The following is a 16,747-nucleotide window of genomic DNA, read 5'->3' on the forward strand; positions in this document are numbered from 1 at the left end:
GCACGATGATGTATTGCACCTTCGCCAGTATCTTCATCGCGCAGACCTATCATATCGAGATGTCGCTCGGTACGCAGCTCGCGATGCTGGCGACGTTGATGATCACCTCGAAGGGCGTGGCCGGTGTGCCGCGCGCCTCGCTGGTGGTGATCGCGTCGACGCTCAGCCAGTTCAACATTCCCGAAGCGGGCCTGTTGATGATCATGGGCATCGATACGTTCCTGGACATGGGCCGCAGCGCCACCAATGTGATCGGCAACTCCCTGGCCACGGCGGTGGTCGCGAAATGGGAGGGGGAACTGGCTCCGGCGGACGCGGTCGGTCCCGATGAGGAGCTGATACCCGGAACGATCCCGGCACTCGGACACGGTTGAGGTCAACGATGCGTCGCGCATGGACAATGTCGTTACCGGGCGGATGGCTGGCCGCGCTGCTGCTGGCGACGACTGCGCAGGCGCAAGCGCCTGCGGAAGGCCTTAGCCCGACGCTGGCCGCGATCAAGCAGGCGCATGTGGTCAAGCTCGGTTATCGAGAAAGCTCGCCGCCGTTCTCGTTCCTCGATCAGGCGGGGCGGCCGATCGGCTACAGTCTCGAACTCTGCGAGGCCATCGTCGAGGACATCGGCATCGAGGTGGACGATCCCGCGCTGAAGATCGAATACGTCAAGGTGACGTCGGACGATCGCATCCCCGCAGTGATCGACGGCAAGATCGATCTCGAATGCGGATCGACCACGGCCAATGCCGAACGGCGCAAGCTGGTCGCATTCTCGCCGCTGATATTCGTTGCCGGCACCAAGCTGATGGTGCCGAAAACGACGACGGGGACTGCGCCGACCGACTTCAAGGGCAAGACCATCGTCGTCACCAGGGGCACGACCAACGAACAGGCCATGCATGCGGTCGACAAGAAATTCAATCTCGGCCTTAACATCGTGGTGTCACCCGATCATGAGCAGAGCTACCAGATGCTGGTCGACGGCAAGGCCGATGCCTTCGCGACCGACGACATCCTGCTGTCGGGTCTGATCGCGCGGCACAAGTCGCAGGACAAGTTCCGCGTGGTCGGCGATTACCTGTCCTACGATCCCTACGGCATCATGTTCCGCAAGGGCGAGAAGCAGTTGAGCGACGTGGTCGAACGTGCGTTTCGCCGGCTCGGCTCCAACCGCGATCTGATCCCGCTCTACAACAAGTGGTTCGTCGCGCGCCTGCCGACCGGCGAACGCATGGGCGTCTCGATCTCGCCGCAGCTCGAAGAGAGCTTCAAGGCGCTGGACGATTCCGCGGGCGGGACGAACTGAGCACAAACCGTCATTCCGGGGCGCGGGCAGCGTTAGCTGCACGCGCCCCGGAATGACGAGTCAAAAACAGCCTCAAAAAAACACCAGATCTTGCGCCTTGCCGCCGCGCAGCACTGTGGCATATTCGATCGCCGCAAACAGCCCGCCGGCAACATAGATCTTGCGCGGCACGGCGCGCGCCAGTTGCTGGCTTAGGCGCACCGCATCCTCGATCTCATTGGCCACATGAATGCGCGCCGCCGGATGCGCCCTGCGTGCTGCAGCGCCGACCACGCGCGCATCGGCGCCCTTGTGATAGGCGCGGGTGCAGACGATCGTGTCGAAGCGAGGCGTGAGATGCCTGGCGATATCGTCAACATTCTTGTCGCCGGAGACGCCGAGCACCAGCAGCCAGTTGTCGTCGCCATGGATGGCGCGAAGGCTCTTCAGGGCCTGGGCCACGCCATCAGGCGTATGGCCGACATCGATGACGGTCAGGGGATCGCGCTGGATGATCTCGAGCCGTCCCGGCCATCGGGTATCGCGCAGCCCGGTGCGGACCGCGAGATCGATGGCACTGGTGGTCGCGTCCGGATGCATGCGCTGCATCCAGAGAATGAACAGCGCAGCCGCTATGGCGGCATTGTTGAGCTGGAACTCGCCGGCCAGCATGAGTTCGAGCGCGCGCAGATCGAATGCGCCGAGCCGGCAGTTGAAGGTCTGGCCTTTGACCGACGCGAATACGTTGCTGATGGTGATCTCGTCGCCGATATGCAGGCCGGTGACGTTGCGGTTGAGATTGTACTCGGCGAGATTGCCGCGGAGGGGCAGGCAGTTCTCGCCATAGACGACCGTGCCGCCCGAGATGCACGCATCGCTCTTGTCACAGGCGATCAGCGCCAGCGAGTTGCCGAGCAGGTTGACATGTTCGAGATCGACCGAAGTCACGCAGGTGATGTCGGCGCCGACGAGGCGAACCGGATCGTAGCGTCCGCCGATGCCTGCTTCGAATACCGCGAATTCGCATTCGGTCTCCTGGAAATACAGGCAAGCCAGTGCGAACTGTGCCTCGAAGGCCCCGAATGTCTCATGCAGGGTGTGCTGCTTCAGATCGGCGATGGCGGTCGCAACACGCAGCACCAGAGCTTCCAGCAATTCGTCATCGACAGGCACGCCGTCGATCTGAAAGCGCTCGTTGAAGCGATAGAGATGCGGCGAGGTGAACAGTCCCGTGCGCAGGCCGAAGGCGCGGCCGATGCTGGCGCAGAATGCCGCCGTCGAGCCCTTGCCGTTGGAGCCGGTGATGACGACTGAATGCTTTCGCAGCCGTGATCGATCGATCGACAGCGCGTCGAGCAGCATTGCCAGCCGCGCGAGGCAGAGGCCGTCGCCATATTTGGGCAGGTTAAACATCGAGCAGGCCGATCGCCGTGAATGTATGCCGCCAGATGCGCAGGATCAGGTCCTCGCGGCCGCTGTCTTCAAGAAAGCGGATCGAGGGATTGGCATTGACCTCGATGACGCGCAAGGCCGCCGCATCGCCGTCGATATCCGTAAACAGGTCGACAGCGCCGGCGCGCAGGCCCAGCGCCTTGACGGCCTGTAGCGCCATCGCAAAGGCGACAGTCTCGTTACCCGGCGCCGCAAAGCTCATGCTGCCGCCTGCGCTGCGATTCATCCGGCCGGGAATCGCGCGTCGCTCGCCGTATGGCAGCACGCGATCGAGGGAGATGTCGTCGAGACCTGTGGTGGCCGACGAAATGCCGTGGCGGTCCAGTGCGGATGTCTCCGCGGCGATCAATTGCCTGAGCGTCGCCTTGCCGTCGCCAGTCACAAAGGGCGACGTTTTCTGCGCGCAATACACGACCTCGTCGTCGAGAATGAATACGCGATATTCCTGGCCGGCGTAGACGCGCTGCATCAGGATCGCGTCATAATACTGTGCGACCTGCCCGAGATAGGCCATCAGCGCATCGCCGCCCGCGACGATCTCGGCGAAATCACCCCGCGATCCCATCAGCGGCTTGATGAAGGCCCGGTCGCCCAGCTCGGCGAAATGCCAGACCGCATCGGCATGTTCGTGGCCGGGCGGGCGATGGGCGCGATAGCGCTCATGCAGGAAGAAGTACTTCCCGCCCAGGGTCGGGACGCCGGCGCGCTCCATCAGCACATTGGCAAAATACTTGTCATTCGCCAGCGTCGCAGCCGTGGCATTGTTCTGCGGAAAGAACGAGCCGCGCCCGGCGCCGAAGGATGCGCTCTTGCCGTTGCGGCTGACTGTAAAGATCAGCCCCGTTCCGCTATCGACCTCAGCGAAATCCAGCCCTAGCTGACGGCAGGCATATTCGGCATAGATCGACTGGTCGGGATAGAACGGGGGCTTTCCAGCCCGGATGTCGCGAAGGGATGTCATCAAGGACCGGGCCGACGATTGAACGAAAAGCCGCCTGCGACGACTTTAACGAGGTGGCCGGAAACTACCGGATCGGGATCGGGCGATCCAGCCGGATACCATTAACGATGCCCGGCAAGAAATTGAACGAAACCTCCCATATCGGGTAATTTAATGTCGCGGCCAGATCGGCTGCTGCTGCATGGGTAACCTGCTTTGGAAATTAATCGACCGCCTCCCTCAGTCCGCAATTGCACTTCATGGCTTCTTTGACTAATTGTCATTCGCAGCTGCGAGAACCAAAATTAGCCAATAGCCGGAATGGTTTCTCGGCGTCGTGACGCGGCAGACAATGGACTTGTTCTAAAAAAGCCCGCACTGGAAAATCAGATCTCATGAGCGCCTTTCACAGAGAGAAAGTTCTTTCCGTCCAGCATTGGACCGATACACTTTTCAGCTTCAAAGCCACCCGCGACACCTCGTTCCGCTTTCAGAACGGCCAGTTCGCCATGATCGGCCTGGAAGTCGATGGCAAGCCGCTGCTGCGCGCCTATTCCATGGCCAGCGCGAACCACGAGGAAGAGCTGGAATTCTTCAGCATCAAGGTGCCGGACGGTCCGCTGACCTCGCGCCTGCAGAAGATCAAGGAAGGCGACACCATCCTGGTCGGCCGCAAGGCTGTCGGCACGCTGATCACGGACAACCTGCTGCCGGGCAAGCGCCTGCTGATGCTCTCCACCGGCACCGGTCTCGCGCCGTTCGCCAGCCTGATCAAGGACCCGGATGTCTATGAGCGCTACGAGCATGTGGTGCTCGTGCATGGCTGCCGTCAGGTGTCCGAACTCGCTTATGGCGAGCGCCTGGTCGCCAAGCTGGCTGAGGACGAGCTGTTCGGCGGGTTGATGAAGGACAAGTTCACCTATTACCCGACGGTCACGCGCGAGCCATTCCGCAACCGCGGCCGGATCACGGACCTGATCGCGTCGTCGCAGTTGTTCAACGACATTGGTCAGGGCCCGCTTTCGATCGAGACTGATCGCATCATGCTGTGCGGTAGCCCGCACATGCTCGAAGACCTCAAGGTCATGTTCGAAGAGCGCGATTTCATCGAAGGCAGCGGCTCGAAGCCGGGCCACTTCGTGATCGAGAAGGCGTTCGTCGAGCGCTAAGGGCGGCCCGGCATTACCCGATACATTGCACTGCAAAACCCGCGTTTCGGCGCGGGTTTTGTCGTTTGGGGCCTTCGCGCTTTTTTCAACGATTCATTGAGCGCGCGCGCTAGATTGGGCCTCCGGCGCGACGCCCTGCGGGAACGCGCTTGTGATGATTGCGTCATCGGGCCTGTGTAACGCTAGTGACACTCATGTCTGGCAGGAATTCTATGGAAACGTTGATGCTTCCCCTCTCGCCGCGCTTCATCGTTTTGACGATCTGCGGCGTCGCCACCTTGCTGCTGATCGGCATCGGCATCGTCGACCCCAAGGTCATCCCTCTCGTTGTCATCCCGGTCATCGTATTCGGCGGCCTGACCATGCTCGGCATTCACGACGTGCTGCAGAAAGACCATGCGGTTCTGCGCAACTATCCGATCTCGGCGCATATCCGCTTCCTGCTCGAAGAAATCCGCCCGGAGATGCGACAGTATTTCTTCGAGAGCGAAAAGGACGGCATGCCATTCAGCCGCGACACGCGCGCGGTGGTCTATCAGCGCGCCAAGATGGTGCTCGACAAGCGCCCCTTCGGCACCCAGAGGGATGTTTACCAGGAGGGCTATGAGTGGATGCATCATTCGGTCGCGCCGCGGCCGCATGCGCCCGAACAATTCCGTATCACTATCGGCGGGCCGGATTGTCTGAAGCCTTATTCGGCCTCGGTGCTGAACATCTCGGCCATGAGCTTCGGCGCGCTCAGTCCCAATGCGATCCGCGCACTGAATGGCGGCGCCAAGCGTGGCAACTTCGCCCATGACACCGGCGAAGGCGGCGTCAGCCCGTATCATCAGGAAAACGGTGGCGACCTGATCTGGGAAGTCGGCTCGGGCTATTTCGGGTGCCGCACGCGCGATGGAAATTTCGATCCTGAGGCTTTCGCGCGCGTCGCTGTCAGCGATCAGATCAAGATGGTCGAACTCAAGATCAGCCAGGGCGCAAAGCCCGGTCATGGCGGCGTGTTGCCTGCGGCGAAAGTGTCGGAAGAAATTTCACGCATCCGCGGCGTTGCGATGGGCGAGGATTGTATTTCGCCGGCCTATCACAAGGCTTTTTCGACGCCGATCGAGATGATGGAATTCATCGACAAGATGCGCCGGCTGTCCGGCGGCAAGCCCGCCGGCTTCAAGCTGTGTATCGGTCATCCCTGGGAATTCCTCGCGATCTGCAAGGCGATGCTGCAGACCGGCATCTATCCGGATTTCATCGTGGTCGATGGCAATGAAGGCGGCACGGGCGCTGCGCCGCTGGAATTCATGGATCATCTGGGCATGCCGATGCGCGAGGGCGTCAACTTCGTGCACAATGCGCTGATCGGCATCGGCGCGCGTGACCGCATCAAGATTGGCGCCTCCGGCAAGATCGCGACGGCCTTCGATATCGCCCGCGCCATGGCGCTGGGCGCCGACTGGTGCAATTCGGCGCGCGGCTTCATGTTCGCCTTGGGCTGCATCCAGTCACTGAGCTGCCATACCGATCGCTGTCCCACAGGCGTGACGACGCAGGACCCCACGCGGAATCGTGCGCTCGCCGTGCCGCAGAAGACCGATCGCGTTTACAATTATCACGAGGCGACGTTGCATGCGCTGGCCGAGCTGATTGCGGCCGCCGGGCTCGATCATCCGAAGGATATTCGCCCGATCCATTTCTCGCATCGCGCCTCCGGTACCGATGTCCTGTCTTTCACGCGGATGTATCCGGCCCTGCGCCACAACGAGCTGGTCGATGGCACCGGCGACAAGCGCTTTCGCGATGCATGGGAGATGGCGCAGGCGAATACGTTCCTGCCAGCAGCGTTGGAACATTCAGCCTAGCGTCTTTTGCTTGACGCGTTTCTTCACGTGAGCGAGTGCCCACTCGCGCGAGAACGCTTTAGAACTCGCCGTGCAATCGGCCTGAGAAGATCGAGACCGGTCCGCGATCCTTGTTGTAGGCAGGGTTCGCGATCAGCTGGTAGTCGGCCGTGAAGGTGAAGTTCTTGTCGATGGCATAGGCGTAATAGGTTTCGAGCACACGCTCGGTTCCGTAATTCAGTCGCCCGTCGCCGATCAGCAATCCGTTGCCGCCTGCGGCGAGGAAGTCGCGATGTGCGCTGGATAGTCCATTGATCGCGCCGCCGAGACCGATCGTGTCATTGGCGCGGCCCCAATGGCTGCCCTTGACCGATACGCCGGCGGACACGCTGCGATCGATATCCGTGAAGGACAGAATTTCGTTCTGGCCGTCGTTCCAGCTCGCGCGCGCAAAGATGCCGACGTCATTGAGGATCTGCTGCTCGCCATTGACGTAGAAGCCGTATTTGTCGCTGGCGCGGCGGATCGACGACATCACGTCGTTGATATCGAGCACCGGATCAGTCGCTTCGATCGCCAGCGCGCCGCGATAGTTGCCGGTATTGCCGCGATTGAAGAAGGCGCCGACACGCAGCTTGCCCGGCTGGTCGAATATCTGGTGGCGTTCCTCGAACTCGACGACCGCGCCGCCGGTCTTGAAGTTGAGAATGTCACTGTTGGGCGCTGACGGCACCTGGAACAGGCCGGCGCGAACTGCCCAGTCCTTGCGATTCACTTCGACGATGGCGCCCCGCGTGTAGCCGGGCAGGTCGGCCGGAAAATCATAGGCGGCTGATGACCACATCGCCCAGTTCATGAAATCGGCGCGGGGGTCCTTGGCGTAGGAATTGCCGTCGAAGAAATCCCCGATTGCAAAGCGGCCGACCGTCAGCGTGATGCGGTCGATGTCGCGCTTGCCGGCCAATTGGTTGGCTGCGTCAGGGACGTCTTCCTGCTCGCCGCCGAGACCGAGCGTCTGGCGGAAGTAATAGCGCTGCGGGCGAATTCTCGGATAGGCGCCGCCGGCCTTCTGCGCCTCGCCATTGGGGAAGCCGGCGAGGCCGAGCGTGCCGTTGAAACCGAAGCCCTGCGCCAGCTCTGGATTGAAATAGAACTCGCCGCCTTCCCACAAACGCCAGCCGAGGAACGCCGTTGTCGTGAAGGTCTCGCGCGCCTGCGCGCCGCCAAAGAGGCTGTTGGTGCCCTGATAGGGCGAGCGGAAGCTCGGATAACCCGTCGCGATGAAGGTCGTCTGGCCGTGCACATTCCAGTCGGTGGATTCCTGCAGCGCGCCTTTTGCCATGACAGGTGTCGATGGCGACCACGCAGGAGCGTCGCCGAGCCTGTAGTTCATGCCAAGCTTGAACGTGTGAATCTTCGGATCGACATTGGCGTTCGGCAGGCCCGCCGAGCCGAGATCGTAGGTCTGCCGCATAAGGTCGAGATAGGCGTATTCCGCCTTGGCGGTCCAATTGCCGCCGACCGCGAACTCGACGCCTGCGCCGGCGGTCCAGCCGAGATGATCGCGCGGCGTCGAGGAGATCAGATCGCCGTTGACGTCATTGAGGTTGAGCTTGGTGCGTCCCCAGGCGAGACCAGCAGTCGCATAAGGCAGCCACGTACCGACCGCATAGCCGACACGGCCGCGTGCAGTGGCAAAATAGTCGAAACTGGTATGGAACGGCTCCGACGTCAGCCGCGCGGTATCGGTCGGACTGGTGAAGCTGGCATCGACTTCGACGCCAAGAACCAGATGATTGCTGAACTGCCTGTTGTAACCGGCCTGATAGCCGCCGATCAGCCCGGTTGGGGTCGACGGTAAAAATACACCTTGGGCCGGAAGGCTGTTGGCGCCTGGACCGAAACTGCCATCGCCATAACCGAAATGGGCGCCGAGATAGAAGCCGCTCCAGTCATAGCCGGGTGGCTGGCGCAGCGCCTTGACCGGCATATCGGCGGCGATGGCCGAGCCGCCCAACCCAAGGACACCCAGCGCAACGCCAGCCAGAGCGCGTTTCTGGACGCGCTTCACGGCAGGTCTCGCGATCGTTCCGGGGCATTCATACAGCCGTCAATCCTCACTCACGTCCCCACACTTGAGGCTGTTCGATATTCCACAGAAACAGCCGATTCGCCGGGGCGAGTGGGCAACACTTGCAGTCTCATCGCAAGTGAAGGCCGTGGCGTCAAAGGACTATGTGACACCGGATTATGACGATCGAATAACGCAAAAGGAGACCCGCCCGAGGGGACAATCGGGCGGGTCCGGTGCGACACGGGGTGGATGAGGCGCCCGTGTCGGACGCAAATCCACTTCAGTCGATCAAGGGATCAGTAGTTGCAGGTCCGGACGCGGCCGACATAGTTGCCGTAGCCGTCATACTGGCGAACCCAGCCGCAGCGATATCCGTAACCGTAGTAGCCGTTGTTGGCGGCAATGGCGCTGCCGACGACCGCGGCGCCGACCACGCCGGCAGCGATGCCGAAGCCGATGCCCGGGCCCTTGGCCTGAGCCTGCTGGGACGATGCCATGGTGCCCGCGGCGGTGAGAGCAACGAGAGCGAAAGCAGCAATCTTGGACTTGATCGACATGGGATAACTCCATCCTGTTGAAGTGCAGCCGTCGTGGCCTGCATGCCAATCAGTCGGAGCCCAAATGGATCGGGTTCGAGACCCGGTCGAACTATTTGGTTTCAGGCAAATTCTTTTGGTTTCAGAACCGTGTCGTCATCCGCACGGAATATGTCGTCGTGCGAACCGGGCAATCCGCCCGGTTAACCACATTTCATGCGCCGGCGTCCGGTTCGCGATCAAACGCTGTCACGTCGAAGCGATGCATGTCCACGAGCAGTTCGCAGAACGCCTTTGCGCCGTGCGCCAGCAGTCTCTCACCCTTGTCGGCAGACGCCTGCTTGGCATCGCCGATCGCGCCGCTGGGGTGAAGGTCTTCGGCCTGCCACGCGAATGGCGCGGGCCGGCTTGCGGACAGCCAGCGATAATTCTTCTCGATTGCGATCGCTGACGATGCGAAATTTGCGATCTTGTCGTTGCGGACATGCTGCGGGTAGCGCGCCAGCATGATCGATGTTTCCACGGCGCCGCCATGAATCCCGTGACGCAATTCCTCGTCGGTGAACAGGCCATCCGGCGCACCGAAGCGGTTCCAGCCGGTGGTGGCGACCAGCATGCCGTATTCGGCACGCAGGTCCTGCGCCGCGAGCGTCATCGCAGCACTGTTGCCGCCGTGGCTGGTGACGATCACGAGTTTCTGGACGCCGGCGCGCGCGACGCTTTCGCCGATCGCGGTCCAGGACTGCAGCGCGATTTCGGTAGGCAGCGTCAGCGTGCCGGGAAAGGCGAGATGCTCGGTCGAGATTCCCACGGGTTGAAGCGGCAGAAACGTCGCCGGAACATCCGGAGGCAGCAGGCGCTGCACCTCAGCGAGATAGGCCTGCGCAATCATGACGTCGGTGCCGAGCGGCAGATGCGGCCCGTGCTGCTCGGTCGCGGCCAATGGCAGCACTGCAATCCAGGAGGCCGGATCGCTCCTGGCGATGTCGGGCCAGTGAATGGCAGTCCAGTCGCGGGGCGGCATGTTGGCAGTCATCGAGGTGCGTTTCTTTGATCAGTTTTGCAGGGTAGTCTGGCGGCAGATTGCTTCCTATCATGGGCCATAACGGTCGACGGAGTCCAATATGAGCCCGATATCCCTGCTGCGCGCGTTAACCATTGGCGCATTGGCCGTGATGGCCGCGCGGTCGCCCGCTGCAGCGGAAACCAGGCTCGACAAGGTCAGTTTTGGCACCAACTGGGTTGCCGAGGCCGAGCATGGCGGCTTCTTCCAGGCGGTCGCGGACGGCACCTACAAGAAATACGGGCTCGACGTCACCATCGTGCCGGGCGGCCCGAACGTGAACAACCGCATCCTGTTGATTTCAGGCAAGCTCGACTTCTTCATGAGCGCCAACACGCTGCAATCCTTCGATGCCGTCGCCAACAATGTGCCGGTTGTCGCTGTTGCCGCGATCTTCCAGAAGGACCCGCAGGTCTTTCTGGCGCATCCCAACCCCAAGGTGACCAAGCTCGAAGACCTCAAGCCGATGACACTGCTGATCTCGAAAGAGGGCGTCGCCGGCTATTTCCAATGGATGCGGTCCGAACTCGGTTTCAGCGCGTCCAAGGTCAAGCCTTACACCTACAATGCGCAGCCCTTTATCGTCGACAAGAACAGCGCGATGCAGGGCTATGTCACGTCCGAGCCGTTCGTGGTCGAGAAGCAGGCCGGATTCAAACCAACGGTGATGCTGCTCGCGGATTACGGCTTCGACGGCTATTCGACATTGATCGAAACGCGCCGCGAATGGGTCGACAAGAAGCCGGATCTCGTCCAGCGTTTCGTCGATGCCTCGATAATCGGTTGGTACAACTATATCTATGGCGACAACAAAGCCGCCAATGAGGTCATCAAGAAGCTCAACCCGGAAATGACCGATGAGTTGCTGGCCTATTCCATCGCCAAGATGAAGGAATATGGCATCGTCGACTCAGGTGATACTCTGAAAGACGGTATCGGCGCGATGAGCGAGGCGCGTGTCGCCAGCTTCTTCGACAAGATGTCGCGCGCTGGCGTGGTCAAGCGCGACATCGACTATCGCAAGGCCTATACGCTGCAGTTCATCAACAAGGGTGTCGGTCTCGATCTCCGGCCGAAGAAGTAAACCGGCAGATGGTCGAGCCTGTCTTCTCGTCAAGCGATGCCTCTAACGCCGTGCGTTTGCGCGGTGTCACAAAGATCTATGACAACGGCACCGTGGCGCTCGGGCCTCTTGATCTCGATATTCGCAAGGGTGAATTTGTGTCGCTGCTGGGATCGTCCGGCTGCGGCAAATCCACTGCATTGCGTCTGATCGCCGGCCTGATCGCGCCGTCCGCCGGAACCGTTGATGTCGCCGCACGCAGCAGCGGTCGCGCCATTGGCTTTGTGTTCCAGGAGCCGACGCTGATGCCGTGGAGCACGATCCGCGAGAATGTGCGGCTGCCCCTGAAGCTGGCGCATATGCCGGATACACAGTCGACGGCGCGGGTGGACGAGGCGCTGGCGCAGGTTGGCCTGGCTGATTTCGCTGACGCCTATCCGCGCGAATTGTCCGGCGGCATGAAGATGCGGGCGTCGCTGGCGCGCGCCCTGGTGACCGAGCCGGACATCCTGCTGATGGACGAGCCGTTTGCCGCGCTCGACGAGATCACGCGCTTCCGGCTCAACAACGACTTGTTGTCGCTATGGCGCAAGCTCGGCAAGACGGTCATTTTCGTCACCCATTCGGTGTTCGAGTCGGTTTATCTGTCGCAGCGCGTTGTGGTGATGACGTCGAGGCCCGGCCGCGCCAGCGCCGAATGTCACATCGAATCCGCCGAGCCGCGCGGTGATGCGTTCCGTACGTCGGTGGCCTATGCCGGCTATTGCCGCGATGTCTCGCGGGCGCTGATGCAGGCCAGCGACGAGAAGGCCAATGACGCAAAGGCGAGGGTATGAGGGGGCTGGAGCCATTACCGGCCGTCGATCGCGGTTCGGCCGTGCCGGGCAGCAGCACGCCGTGGCAGCGTGTCGTTTGGCCCGTTGTCGTGTTCATTGCGGGCATCGCGCTGTGGGACCTCGTCGTTCGGATCGGTGACATCCCGCCCTATCTGCTGCCTGGTCCCTTGCTTGTCTTTCAGACGCTGATTGCAGACTGGCCGATCCTGTCTGAATCGCTGGGCGTGACGCTTCTGACCGCGCTGGAGGGCTTTATCGCCGCGGCCATTGGCGGGATCGCGCTGGCGCTGTTGTTCAATCAGTCCAAGTGGCTGGAATATTCGCTGCTGCCTTATGCGATAGTGCTGCAGGTGACGCCGGTGATCGCCATTGCACCGCTGATGCTGATCTATCTGCCGCAGCAGACGGCAGTGGTGGTTTGCGCCTGGATCGTGGCGTTCTTCCCCGTGCTGGCGAATACCACGCTGGGTCTCAATTCGGTGGATCGCAATCTGGCCGGGCTGTTCCAGCTCTATCGGGCGTCGCGCTGGCAGGTGCTGCGCTATCTGAAGCTTCCGGCGGCACTGCCATTCATTCTTGGTGGATTGCGCATCGCCGGCGGACTGTCGCTTATCGGCGCTGTCGCGGCTGAAATCGCGGCAGGTGCGGCCGGCGCAGGTTCAGGCCTCGCCTATCGCATTTCGGAATCCAGTTATCGCCTCAATATTCCCCGAATGTTCGCCGCGTTATTGTTGCTGTCCGTTGCGGGGATTGTGATCTATATGCTGCTCGCGCTGGTATCCCACGGATTGTTGCGGCGCTGGCATGAGAGTGCACTGCGAAAGGAAAAATAATGGGGACGGGAATCTCTTCGGATAAAATCGACCTGCTGATCTATGGGCCAACGAAGCCGCTGATCAATAACGGTTTCTCGGATCAGTTCGTATTGCATAAGTGTGAAACACAGCACGATCTCGAACGGTTGCCAGCGGGTGTCGCCGAGAAAATTCGCGGCATCGCCGTGACCGGTCTGGTGCCGACCAACAGCGCCGTGCTGTCGAAATATCCCAAGGTCGAAATCATCTCCTCGTTCGGCGTCGGTTATGATCATATCGACGCGAAATATGCGGCCGAGAACAACATCCTCGTCACCAACACGCCCGATGTGCTGACCGAGGAAGTCGCCGATACGGCGCTCGGCCTGTTCATCGCCACCGCCCGTGAATTCATCAAGGCCGACAAATATGTCCGTTCGGGTCTGTGGCTGACGCAGCCCTATCCGCTCACGGTCGGCTCGCTACGCGACCGCAAGGTCGGCATGGTGGGCATGGGTCGCATCGGTCAGGCGATCGCACGTCGTCTCGACGCGTCGCTGGTGCCGGTGGTCTATCACTCGCGCAATCCGGCGGCAGGCGTCTCGCACAAGCACTATCCGAACCTGATCGAGATGGCGAAGGCTGTCGATACGCTGATCGTCATCACGCCGGGCGGAGCCTCGACGGCCAATCTCGTCAATGCAGAAGTGATGCAGGCGCTCGGTCCGCGCGGCATCATCGTCAATATCGCGCGCGGTTCGGTGATCGATGAGCCTGCACTGATCGCGGCGCTCAAGTCGGGCACCATTCTGGCGGCGGGTCTCGACGTGTTCGCGCAGGAGCCGAAGGTGCCTGACGAACTCAAGTCGATGCAGAATGTCGTGCTGCTGCCGCATGTCGGCTCGGCCTCGGTGGTGACGCGTAACGCGATGGATCAGCTTGTGGTCGACAATCTCAAGCTCTGGTTCGCCGGCAAGGCGCCGACGACGCCGATTGCAGAAACCCCGGTGAAAGGGCGCTGATCGTGAAGTCCGCGTCGGTGCGCTGTCGAAGTCTTGCGCTGGCCATTGCTGGCGCGATGCTCGTCGGCGCACCGGCATGGGCTCAGGATGCTGCTTCCCTGCGGAAGAACATGATCGGGCAGTGGGAGTTGTCGACCACCGAGCGCAGCAAGACCTGCGTGGTGACGCTGAAGAACGATGCGTTACCGCAGGGACTGAAGCTCGAACTCGAGCCGGATTGCGCAAAGGCGCTGCCTTTCACCAAGGACATCACCGCCTGGACTATCAAGGGGCTTGATATCGTTCGGCTACAGAATCCGACAGGGGAAGCGGTCATCGATTTCACCGAAGTCGAGAGCGGCATCTTCGAAGGCATTCGCACCGGCGAAGGCGTCTATATCCTGCAGAACCTGGCGGCAGCCCGCGCGCTGACCAAGTCGATGGACCAGATGATTGGCGACTGGTCGATGGTGCGCGGCAGCGGCCGCGTGATCTGTGGCCTGACGCTGACCAATACCGAAACGACACAGGACAATTTCGCCGTCTTCCTGAAGCCGCGCTGCGAGCCTCTCGTGGCGAATTTCAATCCCAAGCAGTGGCGTCTCGAGCGTGGCGAATTGCTGATAATGTCGGCATCAGGCGAGACCTGGCATTTCGAGGCCGACGACAACGCGCAGTGGCGCCGCGTTCCTGACAGCGCCGACCCCTTGATCTTGCTGCGGCAGTAGCCCGTCGCCCGGATGGAGCGACGCGGACTACGAAGCAGCGTTCCCTCGCGCCATGAGGCAATCGGCTCTTGAAATCCGCCGGTTCTGGCATTCGCGATGACCACTGATAGCTAACGACGCCCTTGCCCGCATAGCTCGTCGTGGTGTCAGAGAATTCGCCCTCAAAAACAGGCGAGTACTCCGCAACAGATCGCGAAGATGCCTTGACCATTCTAAACGCGCGCCGTGTCACTCTGTCGCAGATTGCTCAACGTCCTCAGATCAGCTTCATTCCCTTCAAACTCGCATGGCCATGTTTGCCGACGATGATGTGATCATGCACTGCGATGCCGAGCGGCGTGGCGACATCGATCACCGCCTTGGTCATCTGAATATCGGCTTGCGACGGTGTGGGATCGCCGGACGGATGGTTGTGCACCATGATGATGGCCGTCGCGGATAATTCGAGTGCGCGTTTGACTACTTCGCGCGGATAGACCGGCGTGTGGTCGACGGTGCCGACCTGCTGCACTTCGTCGGAGATCAACTGGTTACGCTTGTCGAGGAACAGGATGCGAAATTGTTCCTTGTCGGCAAAGGCCATGGCCGTGCGGCAATAGTCGATCACCGTCGCCCATGACGACAGCACAGTGCGCTGCTTCAACTGGCCCTTGGCGACGCGGCTGGTGGCAGCGGCGATCAGTTTGATCTCGGTAATGGCGGCTTCGCCCAGGCCGCCGATTTCGCGCAGCCGCGTATCCGGAGCATGTACCGTCTCGGCGAAGGAGCCAAACTTGGTGATCAGCGATTTCGCCAGCGGCTTGACGTCCCGGCGCGGCAGCGCACGGAACAGCACCATCTCCAGTAGTTCGTAGTCACTCAGCGCGTCGGCGCCGACGCTGCGAAAGCGCTCACGCAGTCGCTCCCGGTGGCCATGATAGTGCGGGGCTTCGGCAAGACCTGTCGGTGAGGCCGGGTCGCTGGAACTGACAGGCATGGGATGCCAATGCTCGCATGGACATTATCCACGAGCATGCCGCGCCCGGCTGCATTTGCAACCAGAAAGTGTTCACTGTCGCGTGGCGATTTAAAGTTTAGGCGGCAGGCGTCGGCGCCTGTTCGTTATGCCGCTTGGAGAGCGTGAAAATCTCAACGCCGGTCGCCGTTACGCCGACGGTGTGCTCGAACTGTGCCGACAGCGAACGGTCGCGGGTCACGGCGGTCCAGCCGTCGGACAGCACCTTCACATGCGGCTTGCCGAGGTTGATCATCGGCTCGATGGTGAAGAACATGCCGGGGCGCAATGTGACGCCTTCGCCGGGGCGGCCGACATGGATGATGTTCGGCTCGTCATGGAACATGCGGCCAAGGCCGTGGCCGCAGAAATCGCGGACCACGCTCATCTGCTGCGGTTCGACGAAACTCTGGATCGCGTGGCCGATGTCGCCGGTGGTGTTGCCGGGCTTCACCACGGCAATGCCGCGCATCATCGATTCATAGGTCACCTCGACCAGACGCTCCGCCTTGCGGGCGAGTTCGCCGACGCCATACATGCGGCTGGAATCGCCATACCACCCCTCGACGATAAAGGTGACATCGACATTGACGATGTCGCCTTCCTTCAGCGCGCGATCACCGGGCATGCCGTGGCAGACCACGTGATTGATCGAGGTGCAGGTCGAATAGCGATAGCCGCGATACATCAGCGTCGCCGGATAGGCGCCATGGCTGAAGGCGAATTCGCGGACGAAATCGTCGATCGCTGAGGTCAGCATGCCCGGCTTCACCAGATCGGTCAGTTCGTCCAGGCAGAGCGAAACCAGCGCGCCGGCCTTGCGCATGCCGGCAAAGGCAGCAGGACCGTGCAGCTTGATCTGGCCGGTTTTGCGCTGGGTGGTTTCGGAGGCTTCGACGTAGCTCATAAGAGATCTTGCCAGGCAGGGGGCGACGGGAATGTATGATTTGAAGCCCCAATTTAATGGCTGGGGCGGTCAGCGC

At 61.3% G+C, this 16,747-nt stretch carries 16 protein-coding genes; 9 read left to right on the forward strand and 7 right to left on the reverse strand.

Going from position 1 to position 16,747, the window contains the following annotated elements:
- On the forward strand, nt 1-374 hold a 374-nt coding region (locus tag ACEK02_RS24690), incomplete at its 5' end, for a dicarboxylate/amino acid:cation symporter (protein ID WP_371424134.1).
- Nucleotides 375-400: 26 nt separating this feature from the next.
- Entirely contained in the window at nt 401-1,303 is a 903-nt protein-coding gene (locus ACEK02_RS24695; protein ID WP_371424135.1) for an amino acid ABC transporter substrate-binding protein, read from the forward strand.
- Nucleotides 1,304-1,375: 72 nt separating this feature from the next.
- On the opposite strand, the gene ACEK02_RS24700 is transcribed toward ACEK02_RS24695, so the two are convergent.
- Nucleotides 1,376-2,695 (reverse strand): folylpolyglutamate synthase/dihydrofolate synthase family protein, encoded by a 1,320-nt coding sequence (locus ACEK02_RS24700; protein ID WP_371424136.1) that lies wholly within the window; start codon nt 2,693-2,695, stop codon nt 1,376-1,378.
- Nucleotides 2,688-3,695 carry a hypothetical protein gene (locus tag ACEK02_RS24705; protein ID WP_371424137.1) on the reverse strand — a complete coding sequence of 336 codons (1,008 nt, stop codon included), beginning with the start codon at nt 3,693-3,695 and terminating at the stop codon, nt 2,688-2,690. Before ACEK02_RS24705 ends, ACEK02_RS24700 begins: the two co-directional genes overlap by 8 nt.
- 374 nt (nt 3,696-4,069) lie before the next feature.
- Here ACEK02_RS24705 and ACEK02_RS24710 point away from each other — a divergent pair, with 374 nt between their 5' ends.
- Both ACEK02_RS24710 and ACEK02_RS24715 read left to right on the forward strand, forming a co-directional pair.
- Nucleotides 4,070-4,843 (forward strand): ferredoxin--NADP reductase, encoded by a 774-nt coding sequence (locus tag ACEK02_RS24710; RefSeq protein ID WP_371424138.1) that lies wholly within the window; start codon nt 4,070-4,072, stop codon nt 4,841-4,843.
- Nucleotides 4,844-5,055: 212 nt separating this feature from the next.
- On the forward strand, nt 5,056-6,696 hold the full coding sequence (locus ACEK02_RS24715; protein ID WP_371424139.1) for an FMN-binding glutamate synthase family protein: 1,641 nt from the start codon (nt 5,056-5,058) through the stop codon (nt 6,694-6,696).
- Nucleotides 6,697-6,754: 58 nt separating this feature from the next.
- Here ACEK02_RS24715 and ACEK02_RS24720 read toward each other — a convergent pair whose 3' ends face one another.
- The 3 genes from ACEK02_RS24720 to ACEK02_RS24730 form a co-directional block, all read right to left on the reverse strand.
- Nucleotides 6,755-8,665 (reverse strand): carbohydrate porin, encoded by a 1,911-nt coding sequence (locus tag ACEK02_RS24720; RefSeq protein WP_371424167.1) that lies wholly within the window; start codon nt 8,663-8,665, stop codon nt 6,755-6,757.
- Nucleotides 8,666-9,045: 380 nt separating this feature from the next.
- On the reverse strand, nt 9,046-9,306 hold the full coding sequence (locus ACEK02_RS24725; protein ID WP_068733822.1) for a hypothetical protein: 261 nt from the start codon (nt 9,304-9,306) through the stop codon (nt 9,046-9,048).
- Between the two features lie 193 nt (nt 9,307-9,499).
- Nucleotides 9,500-10,321 carry a creatininase family protein gene (locus tag ACEK02_RS24730; protein ID WP_371424140.1) on the reverse strand — a complete coding sequence of 274 codons (822 nt, stop codon included), beginning with the start codon at nt 10,319-10,321 and terminating at the stop codon, nt 9,500-9,502.
- Nucleotides 10,322-10,409: 88 nt separating this feature from the next.
- Here ACEK02_RS24730 and ACEK02_RS24735 point away from each other — a divergent pair, with 88 nt between their 5' ends.
- The 5 genes from ACEK02_RS24735 to ACEK02_RS24755 are packed head-to-tail and all read left to right on the forward strand — an operon-like array spanning nt 10,410 to nt 14,770.
- On the forward strand, nt 10,410-11,432 hold the full coding sequence (locus tag ACEK02_RS24735) for an ABC transporter substrate-binding protein (protein WP_371424141.1): 1,023 nt from the start codon (nt 10,410-10,412) through the stop codon (nt 11,430-11,432).
- Between the two features lie 8 nt (nt 11,433-11,440).
- Nucleotides 11,441-12,247: an ABC transporter ATP-binding protein gene (locus ACEK02_RS24740; protein ID WP_371424142.1), complete on the forward strand. Its 807-nt coding sequence runs from the start codon at nt 11,441-11,443 to the stop codon at nt 12,245-12,247.
- Nucleotides 12,244-13,080, forward strand: coding sequence for an ABC transporter permease (locus ACEK02_RS24745; protein WP_371424143.1), 837 nt, complete (start codon nt 12,244-12,246; stop codon nt 13,078-13,080). Before ACEK02_RS24740 ends, ACEK02_RS24745 begins: the two co-directional genes overlap by 4 nt.
- On the forward strand, nt 13,080-14,063 hold the full coding sequence (locus ACEK02_RS24750) for a 2-hydroxyacid dehydrogenase (RefSeq protein ID WP_371424144.1): 984 nt from the start codon (nt 13,080-13,082) through the stop codon (nt 14,061-14,063). The genes ACEK02_RS24745 and ACEK02_RS24750 overlap by 1 nt, the downstream gene beginning before the upstream one ends.
- A gap of 56 nt (nt 14,064-14,119) precedes the next feature.
- Nucleotides 14,120-14,770 carry an AprI/Inh family metalloprotease inhibitor gene (locus ACEK02_RS24755; RefSeq protein WP_371424168.1) on the forward strand — a complete coding sequence of 217 codons (651 nt, stop codon included), beginning with the start codon at nt 14,120-14,122 and terminating at the stop codon, nt 14,768-14,770.
- 256 nt (nt 14,771-15,026) lie between these two features.
- Here the strand turns inward: ACEK02_RS24755 and radC are convergent, their stop codons facing one another.
- Together radC and map are read right to left on the reverse strand one after the other, a co-directional pair.
- A complete protein-coding gene (radC, locus tag ACEK02_RS24760) occupies nt 15,027-15,746 on the reverse strand; it encodes a DNA repair protein RadC (protein ID WP_371424145.1) in 720 nt (239 codons plus the stop codon).
- 97 nt (nt 15,747-15,843) lie between these two features.
- Nucleotides 15,844-16,671, reverse strand: coding sequence for a type I methionyl aminopeptidase (map, locus tag ACEK02_RS24765; protein ID WP_371424146.1), 828 nt, complete (start codon nt 16,669-16,671; stop codon nt 15,844-15,846).
- Between the last annotated feature and the right edge of the window lie 76 nt (nt 16,672-16,747).

The organism is Tardiphaga sp. (assembly GCF_041424195.1).
In the GTDB taxonomy this organism is placed as follows: Bacteria; Pseudomonadota; Alphaproteobacteria; order Rhizobiales; family Xanthobacteraceae; genus Tardiphaga.

Bases quoted from the DNA above. Each gene is read 5' to 3' on its own strand.
- ACEK02_RS24735 (WP_371424141.1), top strand. From the start codon at position 10,410: ATGAGCCCGATATCCCTGCTGCGCGCGTTAACCATTGGCGCATTGGCC.
- ACEK02_RS24700 (WP_371424136.1), bottom strand. From the start codon at position 2,695: ATGTTTAACCTGCCCAAATATGGCGACGGCCTCTGCCTCGCGCGGCTG.
- map (WP_371424146.1), bottom strand. From the start codon at position 16,671: ATGAGCTACGTCGAAGCCTCCGAAACCACCCAGCGCAAAACCGGCCAG.
- ACEK02_RS24755 (WP_371424168.1), top strand. From the start codon at position 14,120: ATGCTCGTCGGCGCACCGGCATGGGCTCAGGATGCTGCTTCCCTGCGG.
- ACEK02_RS24720 (WP_371424167.1), bottom strand. From the start codon at position 8,665: ATGCCGGTCAAGGCGCTGCGCCAGCCACCCGGCTATGACTGGAGCGGC.
- ACEK02_RS24725 (WP_068733822.1), bottom strand. From the start codon at position 9,306: ATGTCGATCAAGTCCAAGATTGCTGCTTTCGCTCTCGTTGCTCTCACC.
- ACEK02_RS24715 (WP_371424139.1), top strand. From the start codon at position 5,056: ATGGAAACGTTGATGCTTCCCCTCTCGCCGCGCTTCATCGTTTTGACG.
- ACEK02_RS24745 (WP_371424143.1), top strand. From the start codon at position 12,244: ATGAGGGGGCTGGAGCCATTACCGGCCGTCGATCGCGGTTCGGCCGTG.
- ACEK02_RS24740 (WP_371424142.1), top strand. From the start codon at position 11,441: ATGGTCGAGCCTGTCTTCTCGTCAAGCGATGCCTCTAACGCCGTGCGT.
- ACEK02_RS24750 (WP_371424144.1), top strand. From the start codon at position 13,080: ATGGGGACGGGAATCTCTTCGGATAAAATCGACCTGCTGATCTATGGG.
- ACEK02_RS24705 (WP_371424137.1), bottom strand. From the start codon at position 3,695: ATGACATCCCTTCGCGACATCCGGGCTGGAAAGCCCCCGTTCTATCCC.
- radC (WP_371424145.1), bottom strand. From the start codon at position 15,746: ATGCCTGTCAGTTCCAGCGACCCGGCCTCACCGACAGGTCTTGCCGAA.
- ACEK02_RS24710 (WP_371424138.1), top strand. From the start codon at position 4,070: ATGAGCGCCTTTCACAGAGAGAAAGTTCTTTCCGTCCAGCATTGGACC.
- ACEK02_RS24695 (WP_371424135.1), top strand. From the start codon at position 401: ATGTCGTTACCGGGCGGATGGCTGGCCGCGCTGCTGCTGGCGACGACT.
- ACEK02_RS24730 (WP_371424140.1), bottom strand. From the start codon at position 10,321: ATGACTGCCAACATGCCGCCCCGCGACTGGACTGCCATTCACTGGCCC.